At 62.5% G+C, this 21,471-nt stretch carries 23 protein-coding genes and 3 pseudogenes; 7 read left to right on the top strand and 19 right to left on the bottom strand.

Translation table 11 applies throughout. The features are described 5' to 3' along the window. Positions 1 to 338: 338 nt before the first annotated feature. The 5 genes and pseudogenes from FJ548_RS19375 to FJ548_RS19395 form a co-directional block, all read right to left on the bottom strand. Positions 339 to 1,772 (bottom strand): aldehyde dehydrogenase family protein, encoded by a 1,434-nt coding sequence (locus tag FJ548_RS19375; RefSeq protein WP_140778709.1) that lies wholly within the window; start codon positions 1,770 to 1,772, stop codon positions 339 to 341. 169 nt (positions 1,773 to 1,941) lie between these two features. After that, on the bottom strand, positions 1,942 to 2,406 hold the full coding sequence (locus tag FJ548_RS19380) for a GNAT family N-acetyltransferase (RefSeq protein ID WP_140778710.1): 465 nt from the start codon (positions 2,404 to 2,406) through the stop codon (positions 1,942 to 1,944). Positions 2,407 to 2,676: 270 nt separating this feature from the next. Then, entirely contained in the window at positions 2,677 to 3,666 is a 990-nt protein-coding gene (locus FJ548_RS19385; RefSeq protein ID WP_140778711.1) for an aldo/keto reductase, read from the bottom strand. Positions 3,667 to 3,668: 2 nt separating this feature from the next. Beyond that, a complete protein-coding gene (locus FJ548_RS19390; protein WP_140778712.1) occupies positions 3,669 to 4,010 on the bottom strand; it encodes a carboxymuconolactone decarboxylase family protein in 342 nt (113 codons plus the stop codon). A 53-nt stretch (positions 4,011 to 4,063) separates the two neighbouring features. Next, positions 4,064 to 4,458, bottom strand: a pseudogene (locus FJ548_RS19395) (cupin domain-containing protein). Between the two features lie 152 nt (positions 4,459 to 4,610). On the opposite strand from FJ548_RS19395, the gene FJ548_RS19400 reads away from it, so the two are divergent. The 4 genes and pseudogenes from FJ548_RS19400 (at position 4,611) to FJ548_RS19415 (ending at position 8,056) form a co-directional block, all read left to right on the top strand. Beyond that, positions 4,611 to 5,504: a LysR family transcriptional regulator gene (locus FJ548_RS19400; RefSeq protein WP_140778713.1), complete on the top strand. Its 894-nt coding sequence runs from the start codon at positions 4,611 to 4,613 to the stop codon at positions 5,502 to 5,504. Positions 5,505 to 5,584: 80 nt separating this feature from the next. Continuing rightward, positions 5,585 to 5,947, top strand: a pseudogene (locus tag FJ548_RS19405) (ester cyclase); the annotation flags it as partial. Positions 5,948 to 6,231: 284 nt separating this feature from the next. Then, entirely contained in the window at positions 6,232 to 7,239 is a 1,008-nt protein-coding gene (locus FJ548_RS19410) for a tetratricopeptide repeat protein (protein WP_140611825.1), read from the top strand. Positions 7,240 to 7,288: 49 nt separating this feature from the next. Beyond that, on the top strand, positions 7,289 to 8,056 hold the full coding sequence (locus tag FJ548_RS19415) for a hypothetical protein (RefSeq protein WP_140611827.1): 768 nt from the start codon (positions 7,289 to 7,291) through the stop codon (positions 8,054 to 8,056). A gap of 499 nt (positions 8,057 to 8,555) precedes the next feature. Here FJ548_RS19415 and FJ548_RS19420 read toward each other — a convergent pair. After that, positions 8,556 to 9,394 (bottom strand): annotated as a pseudogene (locus tag FJ548_RS19420) (IS1595 family transposase). 304 nt (positions 9,395 to 9,698) lie between these two features. Between FJ548_RS19420 and FJ548_RS19425 the strand changes: the two are divergent. Next, on the top strand, positions 9,699 to 10,763 hold the full coding sequence (locus FJ548_RS19425; protein WP_140778714.1) for a YeiH family protein: 1,065 nt from the start codon (positions 9,699 to 9,701) through the stop codon (positions 10,761 to 10,763). Between the two features lie 7 nt (positions 10,764 to 10,770). On the opposite strand, the gene FJ548_RS19430 is transcribed toward FJ548_RS19425, so the two are convergent. The 3 genes from FJ548_RS19430 to FJ548_RS19440 all read right to left on the bottom strand — a co-directional run bounded on the left by FJ548_RS19430 (position 10,771) and on the right by FJ548_RS19440 (position 12,984). Then, the gene (locus tag FJ548_RS19430) at positions 10,771 to 11,268 is read right to left on the bottom strand and encodes a GAF domain-containing protein (protein WP_140611832.1); all 498 of its coding nucleotides are present in this window, start codon (positions 11,266 to 11,268) and stop codon (positions 10,771 to 10,773) included. Positions 11,269 to 11,464: 196 nt separating this feature from the next. Next, on the bottom strand, positions 11,465 to 12,697 hold the full coding sequence (dmeF, locus tag FJ548_RS19435) for a CDF family Co(II)/Ni(II) efflux transporter DmeF (RefSeq protein ID WP_140778715.1): 1,233 nt from the start codon (positions 12,695 to 12,697) through the stop codon (positions 11,465 to 11,467). Between the two features lie 8 nt (positions 12,698 to 12,705). Next, positions 12,706 to 12,984, bottom strand: coding sequence for a metal/formaldehyde-sensitive transcriptional repressor (locus FJ548_RS19440; RefSeq protein ID WP_140611839.1), 279 nt, complete (start codon positions 12,982 to 12,984; stop codon positions 12,706 to 12,708). A 269-nt stretch (positions 12,985 to 13,253) separates the two neighbouring features. On the opposite strand from FJ548_RS19440, the gene FJ548_RS19445 reads away from it, so the two are divergent. Next, on the top strand, positions 13,254 to 13,487 hold the full coding sequence (locus tag FJ548_RS19445) for a hypothetical protein (RefSeq protein WP_140611841.1): 234 nt from the start codon (positions 13,254 to 13,256) through the stop codon (positions 13,485 to 13,487). Between the two features lie 66 nt (positions 13,488 to 13,553). Further along, complete coding sequence (locus tag FJ548_RS19450; RefSeq protein WP_140611844.1) at positions 13,554 to 13,820, top strand: DUF1488 domain-containing protein; 267 nt, start codon at positions 13,554 to 13,556, stop codon at positions 13,818 to 13,820. A gap of 295 nt (positions 13,821 to 14,115) precedes the next feature. On the opposite strand, the gene FJ548_RS19455 is transcribed toward FJ548_RS19450, so the two are convergent. From FJ548_RS19455 to FJ548_RS19505, 10 genes are all read right to left on the bottom strand, one after another. Then, the gene (locus FJ548_RS19455; RefSeq protein ID WP_140778716.1) at positions 14,116 to 15,177 is read right to left on the bottom strand and encodes a diguanylate cyclase; all 1,062 of its coding nucleotides are present in this window, start codon (positions 15,175 to 15,177) and stop codon (positions 14,116 to 14,118) included. Between the two features lie 143 nt (positions 15,178 to 15,320). After that, a complete protein-coding gene (locus tag FJ548_RS19460; protein WP_140778717.1) occupies positions 15,321 to 16,424 on the bottom strand; it encodes an acyltransferase family protein in 1,104 nt (367 codons plus the stop codon). A 411-nt stretch (positions 16,425 to 16,835) separates the two neighbouring features. Beyond that, positions 16,836 to 17,234, bottom strand: a complete 399-nt coding sequence (locus FJ548_RS19470) for a DUF1801 domain-containing protein (protein ID WP_140778718.1) — start codon at positions 17,232 to 17,234, stop codon at positions 16,836 to 16,838. Positions 17,235 to 17,268: 34 nt separating this feature from the next. Next, complete coding sequence (locus FJ548_RS19475) at positions 17,269 to 17,733, bottom strand: DUF1801 domain-containing protein (protein ID WP_140778719.1); 465 nt, start codon at positions 17,731 to 17,733, stop codon at positions 17,269 to 17,271. A gap of 12 nt (positions 17,734 to 17,745) precedes the next feature. Further along, positions 17,746 to 17,967, bottom strand: coding sequence for a hypothetical protein (locus tag FJ548_RS19480; RefSeq protein ID WP_140611854.1), 222 nt, complete (start codon positions 17,965 to 17,967; stop codon positions 17,746 to 17,748). Positions 17,968 to 18,005: 38 nt separating this feature from the next. Continuing rightward, positions 18,006 to 18,398 (bottom strand): VOC family protein, encoded by a 393-nt coding sequence (locus FJ548_RS19485; RefSeq protein WP_140611856.1) that lies wholly within the window; start codon positions 18,396 to 18,398, stop codon positions 18,006 to 18,008. A 75-nt stretch (positions 18,399 to 18,473) separates the two neighbouring features. Next, complete coding sequence (locus tag FJ548_RS19490) at positions 18,474 to 18,905, bottom strand: SRPBCC domain-containing protein (protein ID WP_140778720.1); 432 nt, start codon at positions 18,903 to 18,905, stop codon at positions 18,474 to 18,476. Continuing rightward, entirely contained in the window at positions 18,902 to 19,225 is a 324-nt protein-coding gene (locus FJ548_RS19495; protein WP_056570925.1) for a metalloregulator ArsR/SmtB family transcription factor, read from the bottom strand. The genes FJ548_RS19490 and FJ548_RS19495 overlap by 4 nt, the downstream gene beginning before the upstream one ends. A 413-nt stretch (positions 19,226 to 19,638) precedes the next feature. Further along, complete coding sequence (locus tag FJ548_RS19500; protein ID WP_140778721.1) at positions 19,639 to 20,370, bottom strand: gamma-glutamylcyclotransferase; 732 nt, start codon at positions 20,368 to 20,370, stop codon at positions 19,639 to 19,641. 129 nt (positions 20,371 to 20,499) lie between these two features. Then, the gene (locus tag FJ548_RS19505) at positions 20,500 to 21,021 is read right to left on the bottom strand and encodes an Hsp20/alpha crystallin family protein (protein WP_140693135.1); all 522 of its coding nucleotides are present in this window, start codon (positions 21,019 to 21,021) and stop codon (positions 20,500 to 20,502) included. Positions 21,022 to 21,471 lie beyond the last annotated feature (450 nt).

Consider the following 21,471-nt stretch of genomic DNA (forward strand, 5'->3'; position numbering starts at 1 on the left):
TTCGGAAATGATGGCAATTTTGGAAGCCGTCAATCACCCAAGATTGGCGCCGCCCCTCATCTGCCTGCCGGCATCTTCTCCCCGTATAGCAACGGGGAGAAGGGCGCTAGGCCGGATGATTTCGCCAATCGCCAGCGTTGCAGGAAGAGGCGCCAGCGTCGCGGCAAGCCCCTTCTCCCCGTCACTATACGGGGAGGTGAGGCGTGGTCCGCGCAGCGGACGAAAAGCCAACTGCTTGGCTTTTCGAGCAACGAACGCCGGCACGGCGATGAGGGGCAGCGCCGCCTCGGGCGATTGGCTACTTGCGGCAAGTCGAGCGCCGCACGAGCACTCGATGCCTACTCAGCCGCCTCATAGCCCGCGATGCCCTTGATCTCGAGGAAATCCTCGAGGCCGTATTCGGCGTATTCGCGGCCGTTGCCGGACTGCTTGTAGCCGCCGAAGGGCAGGCCGGCGTCCCAGGTCGGGTAGTTGATGTAGACATTGCCCGATCGCATACGCGCGGCCACGTCGCGCGCCTTCTGGATGTCCTTGGCCTGGATGTAGGAGGCAAGCCCGTAGACGGTGTCGTTGGCCTGCTCGACCGCCTGTTCCACCGTGTCATAGGGCAGGATCGCCAGCACCGGCCCGAAGATCTCCTCGCGCGCGATACGCATGTCGTGGGTGACGTCGGCGAACACGGTCGGCCTGACGAAGTAGCCGCGGTTGAGTTCGGCCGGGCGGCCGACGCCGCCCGCAACCAGCGTCGCGCCTTCGTCGATGCCGGCCTGGATCAACTCCTGGATCTTGTCGAACTGGACCTGGCTGACGACCGGGCCGAGCTTGGTGTCGGCGCCGTCGGCCGGACCGACGGTGAACTTCTCCGCGGCGGCCTTGGCATAGCCGGTGGCCTCGTCATGACGGTCGCGCGGCACGAACATGCGAGTGGGCGCATTGCAGGACTGGCCGCTATTGCCGAAACAGCCGGCGACGCCCTTGGTGACGGCCTTGGCGAGGTCGACATCGGGGAACAGGATGTTGGCCGACTTGCCGCCAAGCTCCTGGTGCACGCGCTTGACCGTGTCGGCGGCGGCCTTGGCCACAAGGATTCCGGCGCGGGTGGAACCGGTGAACGACATCATGTCGACATCGGGGTGGCTGGACAGCGCCTGGCCAACGCCCGGTCCGTCGCCATTGACGAGGTTGAACACACCCTTCGGCACGCCGGCTTCGTCGAGGATCTCGGCGAAGATGATGGCGTCGAGCGGCGCGATTTCCGAGGGCTTCAGCACCATGGTGCAGCCGGCGGCAAGTGCTGGGCCGACCTTGCAGGTGATCTGGTTCAGCGGCCAGTTCCACGGCGTGATCAGGCCGACGACGCCGATCGGTTCCTTGACGATGAGCGACGACCCCTTGACGCGGCGGAACTGGAAGCTCTTCAGCACCTCGGCCATCTTTTCCAGATGCGCCTGGCCGACGCCGACCTGGCTGTCGAGCGCCATCTGGCGGGGCGCGCCCATCTCGCGCGACACGGCGAGCGCCAGGTCCTTGCTGCGCTTCTTGTAGACCTCAATGACGCGGTTGAGGATATCCAGCCGCTCTTCCACCGAGGTGAAGCCATACGTGTTGAAGGCGCGCTTGGCGGCGGCCACCGCCTTGTCGACATCGGCCTTGGAGCCGAGCGAGATCTGCGCGAAGACGTCCTCGTTCGACGGATCGACCACATCGAGCGTCCGGGGCACTACCGGATCGACCCATGCGCCATCGATATAGAATTGCAGATTGTGTGACATGGTTTTCTCCTGGGTGCGCCGCATGGCCGTTCCGGCCGTGATATGGGGCTTGCAATAACGATGCGCAAACGGCGCTGTCAAACGCAATCCCCGAACTGGTTGAGCCAGCGAGCCCAGTCATTGAACCAGAGTCATTGAGCCAGGCAATCGGGACGAACGGCCGCCCGCTTCAGCCTGCCAGCCTCTTGCTCATATAGACCGTCGTTCCGTTCATGAACGGCTCCTCGCGGTCGATCGCATAGCCATGCCTCTTGTAAAGCGACACATTGGCTTCGAAGGCGCCATTGGTCAGCAGGCGAAGCTCGGGGCGGTCCGCTTCGAGCGCCTTCTGCTCGGCCCGCTGCAGCAAAAGCCCGCCAATGCCCCTGCCCTGTGCCTGCGGCCAAACGCAGACATTCTCGATCCAGAGGTGGTCGTCGGCCAGCATGGTTTCGATCATGCCGATAATGCGATCCTCCTCCACCGCGAGGTCGAACGGATGCTCGCCGACAGCCTCGACGTAATCGGCGCGCATCGGCAGCGGCTCGCGGCCGATCACCGGCACCCATTTGGCATAGGCGGCCCGCACGATGTCGCGGATGGTGGCCGCATCGGCGGGTTCGGCCGGCCGAAACCGGATGGACTTGTTTGTCATCTCAACACTCCAGACATCAAAAACCCGCCGACCTGTTCAGGTGAGCGGGGCTGACACGAACGAACCAGACTTTATTCTGCCGGCCTTTGTCGTCGCGCAATCAGCGTCCCGCTCCGCATTGTGCGGGAGCGGCGTCGGGTGCTGGCGGACGCGAAAGCAATCATAGCGCCAAGCTGGAGCAGGAAGCCAGGGACGTCAATACCCGCTCATGGCGAATACCGCCGTCCGGACGAAACGAATAGTCCGGCGGGGCCTCACGCGGGTTGCGCTTCAGCGATCGATTCTCGCCTGCTGTTGCGGGGAATAGCGCTCTCCCTGCACGGCAATCGCCGAGACCGCGCTTTCGATATTGGCGAGATCGCCCGCCGTCAGCGCGACAGCGGATGATCCGATGTTCTCCTCGAGTCGACTGAGCTTGGTCGTCCCGGGGATCGGAACGATCCACGGTTTCTGCGCCAGCAACCAGGCAAGCGCGACCTGTGCCGGGGTTACCTTCTTCTCCGCCGCGATCGCGGCGATAGCATCGACCAGTGCCTGATTTGCCTTCCTGGCCTCCTCCGCGAACCGCGGGACGGTGTTGCGGAAATCGCTGCTGTCGAACTTCGTATCGGCGTCTATGGCGCCGGTCAGGAACCCCTTGCCCAGGGGGCTGAAGGGCACGAAGCCGATGCCCAGTTCTTCGAGGACAGGCAGGATCGCCTCCTCGGGTTCGCGCCACCACAGCGAGTACTCGCTTTGAAGCGCGGCGACCGGCTGCACCGCATGGGCGCGACGGATGGTGCGCACGCCCGCCTCGGAGAGGCCGAAATGCTTCACCTTGCCCTGGCCGATCAGGTCCTTCACGGTGCCCGCCACCTCTTCGATCGGCACGACCGGATCGACGCGGTGCTGATAGAGAAGATCGATGCGGTCGGTCCTCAGCCGCTTGAGCGAGGCCTCGACGACGTCGCGAATATGCTGCGGCCGGCTGTCCATGCCTTCGTGTCCGGCCGTGCCGGCGATGTCGATGCCGAATTTGGTGGCGATCACCACCTGGTCGCGGATTGGCTGAAGCGCCTCACCGACGACCTCCTCGTTCTTGAACGGCCCATAGACCTCCGCGGTGTCGAAAAAGGTGACGCCGCGCTCGAACGCGGAGCGGATCAGGCGGACGGCATCCGGCGTCTCCATCGGCTGCCCGTATGACTGGCTCATGCCCATGCAGCCAAGCCCGATGACCGAAACTTCCAGGTCGCCCGTTCCAAGTGTGCGTTTTTCCATTGTCATTCTCCTTTCTTCTCGGCCTCGGCTTGTTCAAGAACCTTGCGGGCGATGCCGATCGCGGTGCTTGCCGGCGGCCATCCGGCGTAGAAGGCGAGATGGGTGATGGTTTCGATGAGCTCGTCCGGGGTCAGGCCGTTCTCGAGCGCCCGCTTCATGTGGAACGGCATCTCGTTGGTCCGGTAGCCCGAGATCAGGCAGGCGATTGTGATGAGGCTGCGGTCGCGCGGCGAAAGGCCGGGGCGCTTCCAGACATCGCCGAACAGCACCTCGTCGGTGTATCTGCCGAGCGCCGGAGCGATGTCGGAGAACGGGCTCTTGGGAGCCGCCTGTGCATCGGTCATGATGGTCTCCTTTGTTGGATGTGGGGTTCGGGCGTGGTGCCGGTGGCTTTCGGTTAAGCCCCGTACTGCGTGTCGGTGACATGCTCCATCCAGTCGACGGCCTTGCCGTCGAGCGCTTCGGCAATGGCGATGTGGCTCATCGCCGTGGTCGGCGCCGCGCCGTGCCAGTGCTTCTCGCCGGGCGCGAACCAGACGATGTCGCCGGGGCGGATCTGCTCGATCGGCCCGCCTTCGCGCTGCACCAGGCCGGCGCCGGACAGGACGATCAGCTCTGGCCGAGCGGATGCGTATGCCAGGCCGTGCGCGCGCCGGGCTCGAAGGTGACCGTGGCGCCGCCGACGCGGGCGGGATCGCTGCCCTGGAAGGGCGCATCGATGCGCACCGATCCGGTGAAATACTCCGCCGGGCCTTTCGCCGAGGCTTGCGAGCCGCTTCGCTTGATATCCATGATTTCATTCCTTCTCGAGGCCGGCCGGGACTGCCGCCGGTTCCCAGGGCCGCCGGCTTCGGGCCGCCCGTTGCGATGGTCTTAATCTAGCGCGTGCGATTGGCCCGGATTAGCTGCTATATCCGGCATGTACTTATGAGGAGGATTCATGAATGCCGCGCGATAACATGAACGAGCTGACCGCTTTCCTTGCCGTCGCGCGGGAAAGGAGCTTCACCAGGGCGGCGGCCAAGCTCGGCGTTTCGCAATCCGCGCTCAGCCACACGGTGCGCGCGCTGGAGGAGCGGCTGGGCGTGCGGCTTCTCACCCGCACCACGCGCAGCGTCTCGCCCACCGAAGCCGGCGAGCGCCTGGCCCGCACCATCGGCCCAAGGCTCGACGAGATCGAGATGGAGCTCGCCGCCCTGAGCGCGTTGCGCGAAAAGCCGGCCGGCACCATCCGCATCACCGCCGGCGAGCATTCGGCCGACACGATCCTGTGGCCTGCCCTGGCAAAATTCCTGCCTGACTATCCCGACATCAAGGTGGAGATCATCGTCGACTACGGCCTGACCGACATCGTCGCCGAGCGCTATGACGCCGGCGTGCGGCTGGGCGAACAGGTGGCGCACGACATGATCGCGGTGCGCATAAGCCCGGATATGCGCATGGCGGTGGTCGGATCGCCGGCCTATTTCGCCAAGCGGCCGAAGCTGCGCGCGCCGCAGGACCTGACCGCCCACAATTGCATCAATCTGCGGCTACCGACCTATGGCGGACTCTATGCCTGGGAGTTCGAAAAGGCCGGACGCGAGCTGAAGGTGCGCGTCGAGGGCCAGCTGATCTTCAACACGGCCGGGCTGCGCATGAATGCGGCGCTGGCCGGTTTCGGCCTTGCCTACCTGCCCGACGACGAGGTGACGGCGCACCTGGCCGACGGCCGGCTGGTGCGGGTGCTGGCCGACTGGTGCCCGCCCTTCCCCGGCTACCACCTCTACTACCCCAGCCGCCGCCAGGCGACGCCGGCCTTCTCGCTGCTGGTCGACGCGCTGCGGTACAGGGGCTAGCCGCAGCCCATCTGGACTGCACCCGCGGTCGTTCTATCTTCCTGGCGGAGCATGATGAGACGAACCCCGGAGCCATCGACGTGACCGAGACCGACATCTATCGAGGCTATATCGACTGCCTCAACAACCAGGACTGGCAAAGCCTGCATCGCTTCGTGCATGACGAGGTGCACTACAATGGCGACCGGGTCGGGCTGTCGGGCTACCGCGAGATGCTGGAGCGGGATTTCCGGGACATTCCGGACCTCTATTTCGACGTCCAGCTCATGATCTCCGAGCCGCCATTCATAGCCAGCCGCCTTCGGTTCAACTGCACCCCGAAGGGAACCTTCTTCGGCCTGCCCATCAACGGCAAGAAGGTCTCCTTCAGCGAGAACGTCTTCTATGAATTCCTGAACGACCGCATCAGGAACGTCTGGTCGGTCATCGACAAGGCAGCTTTGATATCGCGGCCCTGCGCAAAGGCCCATGAATCATACCGGCTGTCAGGGGCAGTCGCTTCGCGTTTTGAATTGGTATTCTGGAGACGTTTGCGCCGCCCCTCACCTGCCTGCCGGCATCCTCTCCCCGTATAGAGCGGTTCAGGCATTGATTGAAACATTGAATCGGAGGTGATTCCTGGGAGGGTGATTTTGTAATTCAAGATGCTGGCTGGATCGGAGGCCGCGTTAGAAGTTAACGTCCAGCGAATGTTCGCCCCCCATACTAACCCAGGCGAAGGTCAAATATGGATCGCGACGAAGCACAAGAGAGAGTTCGGACCTTGACGTCCGGTATGGGGCAATCCCTCATGGACGGAGGAGGCGAAGCTTTTTGGAAGCCCCGCGCGAACGAAGCGCTTGCACTGTCGATTGTGGCATACGGTCAAGTCTCTCCCGAGACGGCAACAATCACACGCGCCCTTGCCGGTATAGAGGCGAAACTCGGGAATCATGAGGAAGCTGAAGGGCTATTTCAGCAAGCCCGCGAGATTTATGATGTATTGGAAGGGCCTTTGTCCGAAGGCAGCGTCTCCATGAATCTTGGGATGGCCCAGGAAAGATTTCTTCTTGGTGATAGCGATAAAGCAATAGGTATTTGCTTTGACCGCCAAAAAGAGATTGAGCGAGTGGTCGCCGACCATCCGATGAAAGTCCGTCAACCAGGGTCGAAGATTGATCAAGTTCGATCAGCTTATATGAGCCTGCTAAATTGGCTCCTGAAATTTGGAATGACAGATCAAGCAGTAATCCAGGCGGAGACAATTTATGGCTACGACCGAAAGCAAGAGTCACGCGACGATCTCTATCTTTCGAACAGCGCGTGGCGATTGGCGGGAGCGCTGAGGCGCGCCAGACGATTGGACCAAGCGGTTTCCTTTTATCGCGAAGCAATCGCGATTGGAACTGCACCTGGCTTCCCGGACTTTGGCGGGCATAGTCTTCACGTGGCTGACCTTGCCGAATGCCTATTTGAGCTGGGCCGTCTAGAAGAAGCTGAAGCACAGATGCGCGTTTCTATAGCCCTTAGTGATAGTAAGGGAGGTCCTTTCGCCAATTCTGTAAGGGTCGAAAAATTAGAATATCTTTCGAAGATTCTCGCAGCGAAAGGGGATTGGAAGGGCGCGCTTTCCGCTCTGCTGGAGGTAAAACAAAATCACGACCAAGTGGAGAAATGGGAACGACTTACTCCTGACTGGATTAAACGCGACCGCCGCATCCAAGCCCTGATAAGTGTAATGTCAGAAATAAGATAGCGAAGGACAATTTTCCTAGTTATATGCTTGACGTACCGGAAATTTTCCTATGATTTACGCCGACTGGCCGGCACCAAATTCAGATAGCGTTCTTGAGGAGATTGACGGCTTCAACCGTCGCCGACCTGAGCGACCGGACGGTATCAAGGATGCTCTCACCCTCAAAGGGCTGTCCTTTGTCGAAAACTATCTTGAAGGCCGCCTTTGGATCGCCTTGAAGTACCGCCCCTGTTCCGCCTTGGAAGGAAATAAATTCGGCCTTCTGGGAATGCTCAACTGTGAGGCTAAGATTGTAGATGCCTCCCCCTGTTTTCGCGCCGGAGCTATCGACAAATTCAAGCCGTTCTATAGCCATGCGAGAGACGGTGGGAATAAGGACGATATGTTTGTCGGTGATGTCGAGCCTGTGGAGTCCGTACAGTCCGAACTTCCCTCCTTCGTAAGGCTGTATCTCATCCAAGATGACCGCGATGACCTCGTCGCTTGGCGTCAATCCCTTCTCTTTTTGTCCGTTGATGGAACCTTCAAGAGACTTCCTATCCTTGCCGAATGGGAAGCGTCGGTGTTCGCTGAAGTTGGCGGAGTTGGCGTCGGCGACGATGTGGTACGCGTGATCAAGGGCAACTCGCAGATTATGGAGCGCATCACCAAGGACTGTGGGAGTGTTTTTGGGAAACGTGGTTTGCCGTGGGGATTGCCCCGCCTTCAGCCTTCTGTGATTGCGCTCGGGCCGCAAACGCTTCACGTTATTACCGACGTAGTGCCGGAAAATGATTTCGAGTTGGCCGATGTGATAGTCGGCCCGTTCAACCTTTAGCAAGGGTCCATAGAAGTCCGCTTTTGCCATGTCTGAAACCCCAAAAGACAAAGACCAGGAAAGGGCGACGAGATTTTGCGCCGCCTATTGAAGACGCCGCCGAAGCCGCATGAGCCCAAGCTGGAGAAAAAGGATACGGATAGTGGTGACGAAAAGCCAAAGAAATAGGCGCGACTATCTTGCCGCTCCGGAAATGTCGGCGCGGTTTGCACTCATTGGGGAAGATCCGATGATTTCCGTTTCCCGCGCCGAATTGTTTCTGGACTTTATAGCTTCCTCGCCTGATTTGCGGCCACGTTCGTCACCTGTACGCGAAGCTGCTGAACCTCCAACTTCATTGCGCGCAACTCAGCGACAATCTCACGAAGGGCCTGTACCTTCGATTCCTCCATCGACTGTTCGATTGTAAGCCTATTGTCTGCCATCATATTCCCTCCTGTTGAAAATGACGGGATATTACTTCTTTTTTTGCAGACGCAAGAGTCGTTTCGCCTTTTGCTTAAGCGAGATCGGCTTCACCAATCCGCCGATGGGTAAGGCGCTTGTCACGGGCCATGCGAAGCAAATCTTCGGCACGTTCTGCATCTGACACTTTAAGCGCCGTGCGGCGGTTATAGCGAAAATCGAACTCGGCAAGGTAGCTGTGCAAGTGGGCTTCGCCGCAATGCTGATAGATGCCGACCAGAGGCGCGAGGAGTCGGTGTAGAGCGTCGAGTTGCGGTCAACGTTGCGGACCAGCACGTCACGCACGGTCGCCTTGGTGGCGTCGTTAAGGTGGAACATGCGGGCTTTGCCGCCGCGCTCGACCAGACCGACAACAATGCGTTCGTGTGCACCGCCGCCCTTGCCTTTCTTGGTGAATGGGCGGCCCTTGCGCTGCTCTGAAACGCGGGGCGTCTCGCGCTTGCCGATGTAGGTTTCGTCGGCTTCGACGGTCTTGCCTTCGCCGCCAAGCGGGCCAGATGACTTAACGTCTTCCTTCATGGCTTCGCGAATGCGGTGCGCTATGAACCAAGCGGTTTTGTAGGTGACGCCAAGCATTCGGTGCAGTTGGTGCGCGGACATGCCTTTCTTGGATGAGGCATATAGATGCGAGGCCAGCACCCACTTGTGCAGACCGATCTTGGAGCGCTCAAACACAGTGCCAACGGTGACAGAGAACGGCAGGCGGCATTCGTTGCACTTGTAGACGCCGGGACGAGTGGACTTGCCCGCAAGCTTGGTGATGCGCTCCGGATTGGCATTGCCGCAATGAGGGCAGAACGGACCATGCGGCCAATGAATGGCCTCCAAATGCTCGCGGGCCTTGTCGGCGTCGTGGTAGATTTCGGCGGTCAGAGACGGGCAGAGGGGCGCTGTCGCCGATCATTTCGCCAATCGCCTACGCTAAAGAACAAGCGCCGAGTCGAAACTGCCCTTTCGTCCCGTACGGGGAGTTGAGAAGTGGTCCGCGCAACGGACGAAAAAGCCGATTGCTTGGCTTTTCGAACGACGAGCGCCCGGCAGGGCAATGAGGGCTGCGCTGGCGTCCGAAGAGCTTACGCAATCGTTCATAAAAATCGATCATTCTAACGAAAATAATTCGTTGGAAAGATTGATCATGAAATGACATTTCTACGGCATGCTTGCCTGGAGAATTGCATTGTCTTCCCTGACCCGCATCGCGAACGATATTCCGAAGAGCACGATTTCCGCCGATCTGGCGGCTGGACGCAAGCGCCTCGATTCGGTGTGGAACGGCATCGTCCCCGGCATCGTGCTGGTGGCGATGATCACCGCCGTCGCCTTCTCGGCGCGCAATGTCTCCGGCTTTGCCCTGTTCAGCCCGATGATCCTGGCCGTCGTCGCCGGCATGGTCTATTCCAACGTGCTCGGCACCCCGGCGCATGCCAAGGCCGGCATCGCCTTCTCGCAAAAGCGCCTGCTGCGCTTCGCCATCGTGCTGCTCGGCTTCCAGCTGACGCTCGGCCAGGTCGTCGCGATCGGCGCCAGCGGCGTCGGCATCGTCGCGCTGACCCTTGGCGCCACCTTCCTCTTCACCATCACGCTTGGCCGGCTGATCGGCGTCGACGCCAAGCTGGCGCAGCTGATTGCCGCCGGCACCTCGATCTGCGGCGCCTCGGCGATCGTGGCCATTAACATCGTCACCGATGCGCGCGACGAGGACGTCACCTATGCCGTCGCTTCGATCACGCTGTTCGGCACCGTCGCCATGCTCGGCTTCCCGCTGCTGGCGCCGCTGCTTGGCCTCGACCAGCACGCCTTCGGTCTCTGGGCCGGCGCCTCGATCCACGAGGTGGCGCAGGTCATCGGCGCCGGCTTCCAGAACGGCACCCAGTCCGGCGAGATCGCCACCGTCGCCAAGCTCACCCGCGTCGCCATGCTGGCGCCGATGGTCATCGCGCTCGGTCTGATGGCACGCCGCAAGAGCAGCGGCGACCAGTCGGCAGCGCGGCCGCCCATGCCATGGTTCGTCGCCGCCTTTGTCGCCGTCGTGGCGCTGAACAGCATGGTCGCTGTACCCGTCGAGGTGAAGCAGGCGATGGCGCTTGCCACCACCATCATGCTCACCATGGGTCTGGCCGCCATGGGCCTGCAGGCCGACATCTCACAACTGCGCTCGCGCGGCCTGCGCCCGCTGGCGCTCGCCTTCTCGGCCTTCCTGTTCATCGGCTGCTTCAGCCTGATGCTGGTGAAGCTGGTCTGAGCAGCCGTCAATCCTCGAACGAGCTCGCCGCGACATAGAGCGCCGCGAGCTTTTCGATGCCGGCCTGGTCTTCCCCGTCGAAACGGCCCGGCGTCGGGCTGTCGAGATCGAGCACGCCGAAGACGCCGTCATTGTCTTCCAGAAGCACGACCAGTTCCGAGCGCGAGTCGGCGTCGCAGGCGATGTGGCCGGGAAAATCATGCACGTCCTTGATCAGCATCGAGGTGCCGAGTTCGACAGCGGTTCCGCACACGCCCCTGCCGACGGCGATGCGCACGCAGGCCGGCTTGCCCTGGAACGGGCCGAGCACCAGTTCCTCGTCCGAGGCCAGGAAATAGAAGCCGGCCCAGTTGAGGTCGGGCACCATCTGGAAGATCAGCGCCGCGGTGTTGGCGGCGTTGGCGATCGAGTCCTCCTCGCCCTCGAGCAGCCCCTTCAGTTGCGCCGCCAGATCGCGGTAGAACGCCGGCTTGTCCGAGGTGTCGATGGCCTTGGCCGCAAACATGGCTTGTCTCCGTAGTAAATCAGCGGTTCCGTTTCCGCAACTCTGCACCAAACGAGCACCGGATCATATAGCGTGAATTCGGATCACGACGAAAACCGCCATCGAGGTCGGCGCCACACATGCACCTGTGTCGATGTCGGATGCACCGCTGACACGCGACGTGATGCTGAGCGCAATTCCAGGAAAAGGCGAAAGCCTACGCCGCCTTCCGGACCTCGATCGTCAGATGCGACAAGGACCGGAACCGCGCCAGCCGGCTGCGATAGTAATCCTGTTGCCGGCGCGTCCGCGTTACCACCGAGACGATGGCGCCGAGATGGCCCGGCCCGAGCCGCCACAGATGCAGGTCGGCAAGCTGGTCGCCTTCGCTCTCGATGGTCCGGCGCAGGCTTTCGGCCATGCCGCGGTCGGGGTTCATGTCGAGCAGCACGGCGCCGGTGTCCCGGATCAGTCCCAGCGCCCAGCTGGCGATGACCACCGCGCCGGCAATGCCGGCAACCGGGTCCATCCACAGCCAGCCGAAGGTGCGGGCCAGGATCAGGCCGATGATGACCAGCACGGACACCGCCGCGTCGGCGACGACATGGATCACGGCGGCGCGCATGTTGTTGTCATGCGTGGCCTTGCCGTGCGCGTGCTCATGTTCCTCGAACAGGACCGGATAGGTCCGTCCGCCGATCCTGACATTTGCCTCGAAGGCATGCGGCTCGGGAATCGCCTCGATGGATTCCAGGCCATCGACCAGACCCCTGAAGGCGAAGCTCTGCCTGGCACCATCCGACCGCACCGTTTCTATCGAGACGGACGACGAAGCAAGCGCCACGCCCGATTGAGAATGCAGCCGGAAGCGCGGCGGCACGCCCTCCTCGAACACTTCCAGCACGACCTCGCCATCCGCCGTGGCGATCCGACGCCGCTCGTCATGTCCGTGCGCGGTCGCGTGCTCATGACCGTGGCCATGCCCATGATCATGACCGCCGCCGAGCAGCCATGCGCTGGCAATGTTGACGGCAAGGCCAAGGCAGGCGACCGGGATGGCCTCGGCAAAATGGATCGGCACGGGCGTATGGAGGCGCATGACGGATTCATAGCCGATCAGCAATGCGATCATGGCCAGGATGATGGCGCTGGTGAAGCCGGCGAGGTCGCCGAGCTTGCCGGTGCCGAAGGTGAAGCGCTGGTCGCTGGCATGCCGGCGCGCATAGGTATAGGCAAGCGCCGCCAAAAGCAGCGCACCGGCATGCGTGCTCATGTGCAGCCCGTCTGCGACAAGGGCGATCGAGCCGAACAGAAAGCCGCCGACGATCTCGGCCACCATCATGGCCGCGCAGAGCCAGATCACCGCCCAGGTCTTGCCTTCGCTCTTCCGGTGTTCCTCGCCCAGGAACATATGGCTGTGGAAAGCCGCTGCGCTGTTGGCTTCGGTCATGGCGGAACTCATTTCACGTAGGTGCGGACGACATCGAGCAACTGCTCGACCGCTTCGCTGTTGAGCGCGCCGGGGTGGCGCTCCGAATCGACCAGGTGCGTGCGCACATGATCCTCGATCACCTCGCCCATCAGCCCGGTCATTGCGCCGCGCGCGCCGGCGATGAGATGCATGACCGCCTCGCAGCCGGCCTCACTGTCGAGAGCCCGCTCGATGGCTTCGACCTGCCCCCTGATGCGGCGCACGCGCGCCAGAAGCTTCTGCTTTTCCCGGACCGTGTGTGTCATGCCGACCGGCTTAGCGTAGCCCCCTACCCTATACAATGAGGCGAGCAGTCCGCCCTCGCAATCATGGGTGCGGGCACGTCGCCACTGATGGACAGGCGTGCGAAAATGATTTGCGACCGGCATGAAATATTCAAAAATATTATCTCGGCATCCGCTTTCCCGCGATCCGCGGACCGCCAAATATTTCAAAAATTTGAATTTTATCGGCCGAGCGCCTATTTATCCGACAAGTTTGTTTCCGCGATTTCTGCATGAAGGAGATTTGTTCGATGGCTGATGGCAATCAGACTCTAATGGCGAAAGCCGAAGCTCGTTTTGTCGACAAGCAGAAGAAGACGGCGGAGCGTAGCAAGGCGACCGCCGAATACATCTCCGAGGCGCGCGCCAGGGAGATCAAGACGGCAAGACTGAGGCAGTTGCGGCTGGCCAAGGAAGAGGCCGATCGGATAGCGGAAGCTGAGAACCCGGCGCCGAAGAAGAAACGGGCGGTGAAAAAGGCCTAGGAGGACTTCCAGAAGGGTGTGAAGCCGCCCGGAATTGCGTCGGAGCATAGAGCCCAGGAGGCCAAGATGAGCCTGACCTTTCCCAATCGCAGCCGCAGCTATGACGAAGCCGGCAAGCGCATCCGGTTCGTCGGCCATGACGGCATGTTCCAGATATCCTTTTCCGTCGCCGCCGATGCGATGTCGAAGATAAAGCCGTCGACCGTGGCCAACGAGGCGGGCTACCTGGCCACGTTCGACGCCGAGGGCAGCGCCATCCGGGACGTGGCGTCGAAAGCCTACGACCGCACCCGCAAGAGCCTGTATGTGCTGACGGCCGACGATTTCCGCTGAGAATGTTGGAGGCCTCGCCTCGGGATCGAACCGAGGCTTCAGAGATTTGCCGTCTCCAGCGTAGCCGCTCCGCCACGAGGCCATGGCGATCGACCTAACGGATAAATGTTTGCGGAAAAGTTAAGCTCGAAGACCTGTTTTGTCGGCACATTGCGAAATGTCTGCCAGGCGAACAATTGGCCAGCGAAACAGCGGCCCGGCGAGTCGGCCGCAGCTCTAATTCACAGCTCTAACTCTCTGTTTTTACGCAATTCCGGGCGCAAAACCGCTCTCACTTTCCGGGCGGGCTCCACCGTCACGCCGCGACGCTGCGGCCAATCACGCCGGCTTCCGCCTTGAAGATGCGGAACGTGTTGCGGCCAGCCGCCTTAGCCGCATAGAGCGCGGTGTCGGCTTGTGCGAACAGGTCGCATGGCGTGTCCGTTCCGGCGAAGGCGATGCCGACCGAAGCGCCCAGTCTCAGCGACTGGCCGCGGACCGCGACCGGGCTGCCCATCGCCTCGACGATGCGGCGCGCCATGCCGGAGACGGCACCCCGGTCGAGATGCGGGCCAAGCAGCACCGCGAATTCGTCACCGCCGATACGCGCCACCAGGTCCGCCTCGCCGCAGCCGCCGGCAAGCCGTTCGGCGGCTGCCTTCAGGCACTCATCGCCGACGACATGGCCGAACGTGTCGTTGACGGCCTTGAAGCCGTCGAGATCGATCAGAAGCAGCGCGCCGAGCGGACGGTCTTCGTCGGCATGCGCGAGCCGCGCCTGGAAGCGGGCGCGATTGGCGAGCCCGGTCATGGCATCGAATTCGGCGAGGTAGCGCATCCGATCCGACAGGATCTTCTCCTCGGTGATGTCCTGCTTCATGCCGAAGATACGCACCGGCACGCCGTCCTCGCACTCGACCGTCGCGGTGATGCGGATCCAGCGGCTGCGGCCGGCGAAGGTGGTGATCTCGGCGTCGAGGGTGAAGCCGCTGCGCTCGACAATCGCGCGGCTGCGCAGGCTGTCCAGTGCCTTGCGTGACTCCGCCGGATAGCACTTGATGATCTCGCTCCGGTCGAGTGCGGCGCCGCGCGGCAAATCGAACAGATCATAAACCACATCGGTCCAGTGCAATTGTTCGCCGGGCAGGCTGCACTCCCACACGCCGATACGCGCGGCGACCGATGCGCGGTCGAAAATCTTGCGGCTGTGCGCCAGCGAAACCTCCTGCCTGGCGATCAGTGCGGCCTGTGCCGCGACTTCCGCCTTGAGGCTGGCGATGGTGGCGGCATCGCGGCGGCGCTCGCCGGCACTGTCACGCCCTCCCCGGCTGCCGGGCTGCGATGCCGGGCCTTTGGGAGTGTATGACGGATTGGACATGGCTTAGCTCCTGGCGGGCCACCACCATGGCGCAACAGCCCTTAAAACTTCGCTGACGGCGAATTGGTCTCGGAGACCTCACTGAGTTCTAACTCCGGAACGGCTGAGGCTGGCCGCAACGCTTCGGGCCGTTTGGAGCTCGGCTACTTCAGGCTCGATTGGGCGGTGGCGGCGGACAGTGCCGGTTTGGGCGTGAACGCGCTCGGTTGCGGAGCGCTCACGTCGATATGCGCCCAGCCCGGCCGCTCGAACAGGAACATGCCGAAACCGATGCGTTTGACGATGAAGTAGAGAACGACCGGGCTGATGGTCGAGACCAGAAGCACCGCCAGGCTGAGCATGCCTGTGTCGGTCAGGAGGCAGCTTGCCAGCGCCGCGCCGCGGAAGAGCGACATCGGGATGGTGAAGGCGACATAGACGACCAGCGAATGTTCGCCGAGCCACCGCAGCCATTCCATGGCCGGGAATTTGGACAGGAAGCCGCCGAGCACGCAAAGCGCCACCGCGCCGGCGACGGCCAGGGTGAGGTGCAACGGCGGCCACGCCGCCAGGCCCATCTGCATGCCGACCGGCTGAAGGGCATAACCCGGTGAATAGACGAGCAGGCCGTTGACGATCGCCCACAAGGCCAGGCCGAAGACGGCCAGGGTTGGGCGGCTTCGCGTCCATTCGACGAGCCGGAACACCAAGGGCGCCATCACGAAGCCGAGGTAGAAGAACACGAAATAGGCCGCGAATTGTTCAAGCGCATAGCTCTCCGGATGGGGCGCCCACATCTGCAGGGCGGCAGCGATCGGGATGACGATCCAGGCGGGGACGCGAAACTGCAGCAACAGCTTCGCCACTAGGCCGAACACCGCCAGCATGTAGATGAACCACAGCACGCCATAGGGCTGGACGACCGCCATTGCCAAGTCGTGCAGCATGCCGCCGGGATCCCGGCTGAAGATGCCGATCTTCAGCCCGATCGAGATGATCACCCACAGCACGTAGAAATAGAGATAGTGGACGACGCGGCGATCGATATAGCGCCGCCACGCCCGGTCGATCACCTGCGACAGGAAAAGCCCGGAGATCAGGAAGAATTCCGGCATGCGAAACGGCGTCGCGAAGCCGATGACATAGTGGAGGAAGCCGACGCCGCCCGTGTACTCGCCGGTGTTGTAGGCCGAGTACATCATCACCACGAGGATGATCGAGAGGCCTTTGGCCGTGTCCACCCACGGCATGCGCATCGGGCTGTTCATGGCGAATCCATCCGGAGCCGGCCAATCCGGCCAGCCATCATCCGGCGATATCTAGCACCATCAAGCTTCCCAGATCGTAAACGCGCCTGTCTTCTCGGCGAGGTGGCGAATCCCTATTGGCCGCAGCCACTCGGCATGTCGGACATGCCGAGTGGCTGCGGCCAAGAAATGATCGGCAATCTCGGCCGTGGGCGCTGCCCCTCACTGTCCTGCCGGACATCTCTCCCCGTAAAACGGGGAGAGAGGGGCTGGCCGCGATCTCGTCGCCATTCTTGCAACGCCAGTGATTGGCGAAAGCAGCAGCGAGAGCGCCCCTCTCCCCGTCCCTATACGGGGAGAGGATGCCGGCAGGCAGGTGAGGGGCAGCGCCGACGACGACCGTTACGCATAATCGCCCATGGCGCGGCAGAACTACTTCCGCGCTTTCGACTTGTTCAAGGCGATGGCGGCGCGCACCAGTGCCTTGAAAGCGTCCTCGTTGATCTCCTCGCCCTGCTGGAAGTCGATGGCGCGCCGCGTGTTGCCTTCGAGGCTGGAGTTGAACAGCCGCGAGGGGTCGGGCAGCGCCGCCCCCTTGGCGAAGGTCAGCTTGACGACGCTCTTGTAGGTCTCGCCCGTGCAGATCATGCCGTCATGTTCCCACACCGGAACGCCGCGCCATTTCCACGTCTCGACCACGGCGGGGTCGGTCTGCCGGATCAGGGCGCGCAGCCGCCCCAGCATCTCGCCGCGCCAGTCGCCGAGTTCCTTGATCCTGCCGTCGATCAGTTCGGAGGCGGATTTGCTCTCCTGCGATCCGGCGGTCGTCATGCCGTTTCTCCTTTGCGCCTGATAGATAGAACGCTCACATCCGCTCGCCAGGCAGTTGGCTGGCCTGCTTCACCCAGGCGCTGAACTGGGCCTCGTCGAGCGGGTCGTCCTCATGGATGTTGAGGTAGCGCGTGTCCCGGCTCTTGGATTGGCCCGGCGGCACCGGCTCCAGCGACTGGCCGCGGAAAAAAGCCACCTTGATGTATTTGGTGAAGCAATGGACGCCGAGGAACCAGCCCTCGCCTTCGATGCCATAGAGCGGCGAGTTCCACTTGACCGCCTTGTGGACGCCGGGCACGGCGCGCTCGACGAGCGCGTCGAGACGTTGGCCCATCTCGCGCTTCCAGCCGGGCATGGCCGCGATATAGGCCTGCACGGGAGCATCGCCATAGCCCTTGGCGACCTGCGGATTGCCGCCGGAAAGCAGCTTCGGCTGAGCTTCGTCGGCGGAATTGGTCGACTGGGGTTTGGTCGACTGGGGTTTGGTCAACTGCGCCATACCCTCACACTCCTATCCGGTGGCCCTCTGCGCGGCGCGTCCCTTCGCAACATAGGGCAGCACGAACATATAGAGGCCGCTGAACAGCAAAAGAAAGAGTGGCGGGAGTGGCGAATAGACCACCCAGGCCGGCGGCTGCCCAAAGGCCATTGTGGCGAAGTTCGCGGCGACGGTTGCGGTAAAGATGATCGACAACCAGCGATGCGTTTGCCGGATCCACTTGCTCCAGTCCAAGACGACCTCCTTTGGAAACATGCTGAAATCGGCCGCTGCTACCAGCGCGCCAGCTGGGTGATCTGGATGAGATTGCCGCAGCCGTCATCGAGCTGCGCGATGGTCGAGCCGGTCACCTCGGTCGGCGGCATCTTGAAACTGGCGCCGCGCGCCGCAATGCGCTCGCACTCGCCCTTGACGTCGTCGGTGAAGAACATCACCGCGGGCTGGCCCTGCTGGAACATCGCCTGCTGGTAGGCCTTGGCCGCCGGGTTGTCGTTGAGCGCCAGCTGCAGCTCGGTGCCCTCGGGCTCGTCTGGCGAGGCGACCGTCAGCCAGCGGAACGGCCCGTTGCTGAAATCGGCCTTCTTGGTCAGGCCGAGCACGCCGGTGTAGAAGGCAAGCGCCTTTTCCTGATCGTCCACATAGATGCTGGTCAGTTTGATCTTCATCGTAATCCTCCATAGGTCTTGCTGGCGGTGGGCCGCCCGGTGAAATCAGTGTGGCGTTCAATCGGCCGGCGGACGTTAGTCCGTCCGGTCCAGAAGGCCTTCCAGCTTCTCGAGAAACTGCGGCCAGCCGGTTCTCGCGCCGCCATAGGCCCGCCTTTGATCGGGCCGGAATCCGGACTGCTCCATGCGCAGATGCGTTCCGGTTGGTGTCGGCGTAAGCGTGAAGGTCACCACGCTCCTGAGATCGAAGGCCGGATCGTGATGCGCGAGGTTCCAGGTGTAGGACAGCGTCTTGTTCGGCTCGACGGCCAGCACCTCACAGTCCAGCACGCCGCCCCAATCGGCGCTGATGTTGAAGCGATGGCCGACAGCTGGCTTGAAATCATTCTTCATAAGCCACTCCTCGATCAGGTGCGGTTGCGTCAGCGCGCGCCAGAGCTTTTCGGGCGGATGGGAAATCTGGCGTTCGACGACGACCGTGCGGTTTTCCGTGGCACTATCGTTCACTGGTCCATCCTCTTGAGCAAATCTTCCAGGTCATCGAACCGGCTCTCCCAGAACCCCGCCATCTCGCGTGTCCAGTCCATCAGCGGCGCCAGCGCGCCAAGCTGCGCGCTGTAATGCGTCTGGCGGCCTTCATGGCGGTCGCGCACCAGCCCGGCCTGCTTGAGCACGCCGAGATGTTTCGACACCGCAGGCTGTGAGACGCCGGACTGGCTTGTCAGCGCCCCAACTGTCTGTTCTCCTTGCCGGCACAGCCGTTCGAAGATCGCCCGCCTTGTCGGGTCGGCGAGCGTCCTGAAGAGCATGTCGTGGGCATCCGGCATTTGCAATCCATAACCCGATGGCTATTGATTAATGTATAACCACAGAGATATATGTTCGTCAAGGGGTAGACTGAAGTGGTGCGCCACGCTGTGCACCTCGATCGTCGAGGGCCGCTACGGCGACATCTCAGGACTTCGCCTGCTGACAGGCGACATCATGGATTGGCGGAAACATCAATCGCTTCGTCATCCTGGGGCGTAGCAAGGAGCGCAGCGACGCAGCGGAGACCCAGGATCCATGCCGCGATTTTAGAGCGTTGCAACGGTCTAGAATTCTGCTCCGCTGCACTCCACGGCAAAGGTCGCGGCATGGATCCCAGGGTCTCCGCGACGGAGCTTCGCTCCTGCTTCGCCCAGGGATGACGACTTTGGAAAGCTTCGGCTGATCTCTCGCCAAGGCAGGCGATCCGTCGCTAGATGGCGCCGTGGGCACGGCCGATCTCTTCGGCCACCAGTTCCTGCAACTGCCACAGATTGCGGTCGCGTATGCCGCAGGCATCGAGATGGCGGATCGTCTCGAACAGATATTCGGCGCCCGAGCCCCAGTGGCCGACGGCGCGGGCGAGCGTCGCCGCGACCGCGGGCTTGTCGAGCTTGCCGGCGTAGCGCGGATTGGCTGGATCGACGACGAAGCCGAGCGCCCGGTCTGCCCCACCATCGGTCGTGACCCGCAGCCAGCGCGGCACGTTGACGGCGGGCAGGATGGTCATCTCGCGTCGTAACAGCGCCTCCAGATTGGCGGCGATCGGCTCCGCGATCTCGAACACCATGCCTTGGCACTGGCCGCCACGGTCGAGCGCCATCATCAGGCCAGGTTGCTCGAGCGTGCCGCGGAAGCGCTGCACGGTGAAGCAGAACGATCGGTGCCAGCCTCTCGCCACCGCCCGTTCGCCACCCCTCACCTCGCCGGCCGGCTTCCACAGCAGCGAGCCATAGGCGAACAGCTTCAGCGGCCCCGGTGGCGCGCTGGCCAGGATCTCGTCGCGGAACCGCGCATAGTCGGCGTCGCGCATATAGACCATGCCCGGTGTCGGCCCGGCATCCTCGACCACGCGCAAGGTGCGCGCCACCAGCGCCTCGGTCAGCGCCATCGGCGACTTGCGCGGTACGGACTTTCGCGGTGTGGTGGAAATGGCCTTGCTCATCCTTGCGCTCCCAGCCTTGCCGGCATGTTGCCGAAGGCTGGGAGATTCTCAAGAGGGCCGTGCGGCCGGTGGCGAAATCCGCCGGCTGATGCCGGACGTGCGCGGCGCGCCCGCCCGGCTGGGTCTGCTCTAGTGCTTGGTGCTCTTGCCGCCGATGGGGATGCGCTTCGCCTTGCTCTGCGCCTTCTCGGACTTCGGCAAGGTCACGGACAGGACGCCGTTGCGGAAATCGGCCGCAACCTTGTCCTCTGCGACTTCGAAGCCGATCGGGATGCGACGTTCGAAGCGGCCATAGAACCGCTCGGAGAACTGGCGCTCCTTGTCGTCGGTTTCGGCGTGTTTTTCGCCCCGCAACGTCAGGACGCCGTCATCGAGCAGCACCTCGATGTCCTTCTCGTCCATGCCGGGTATCTCGGCTGTCACGCGGACCTCCTTGTCCGTTTCGGTGATTTCCATGCTGGGCCAACCGGGGCCGGCCGAAGAGAACCTGCCCATGGAGGGAAGCCGCGAATTGAAGCCGCGGAACATGTCGTCGACCAGGCGGCTCATCTCGCGATGCAGGCCCATGAACGGGTCCCGGTCGTCTTCGCGAAAGAGGGTCGGAGACTGGCTGGTATCGCGGCCCCACGGCATGAGATCACGAATGGTCATTGCACTTTCTCCTTTCTTGATCCTGTTTCTAGTACGCTTGCATGCTCTGGCTGCCATGCTCCGGGGGGACAATGCGCCGTCAGACGCAGGCATCGCTGCCGACCCCATTTGCGCTCGCTGTTTTCGCCCTGCTTTTGGTCCGATCCGCTCCACCTTTGGGAACGCTTTTGCCCGGTCGCGGTCCTCGCGAGGCGTCACCGCCTCCGGCACATGATGCCCCGAGTTCGATGGTCACAAGACCATCGCCCGACGCCGCCCACGAAGCTGGCGCGCGTCCGCACCGGCCCCATCTGGCGCCGGCACGGTCGATCTGGGGTCCGTTGCGGCGGGTTCAAGACCTGGTAATGCAATGTGATCGTCGCCAGCGGCTGTCGGCGAAGGCGCCCGGCGAGACGATTCCAAAGCCGTGGCCACGCGCACCAGCGGCATCCGAGATCGACGGCCTCCATC

Origin of the sequence: Mesorhizobium sp. B2-4-17 (assembly GCF_006441275.1) — a bacterium.
In the GTDB taxonomy this organism is placed as follows: domain Bacteria; phylum Pseudomonadota; class Alphaproteobacteria; order Rhizobiales; family Rhizobiaceae; genus Mesorhizobium.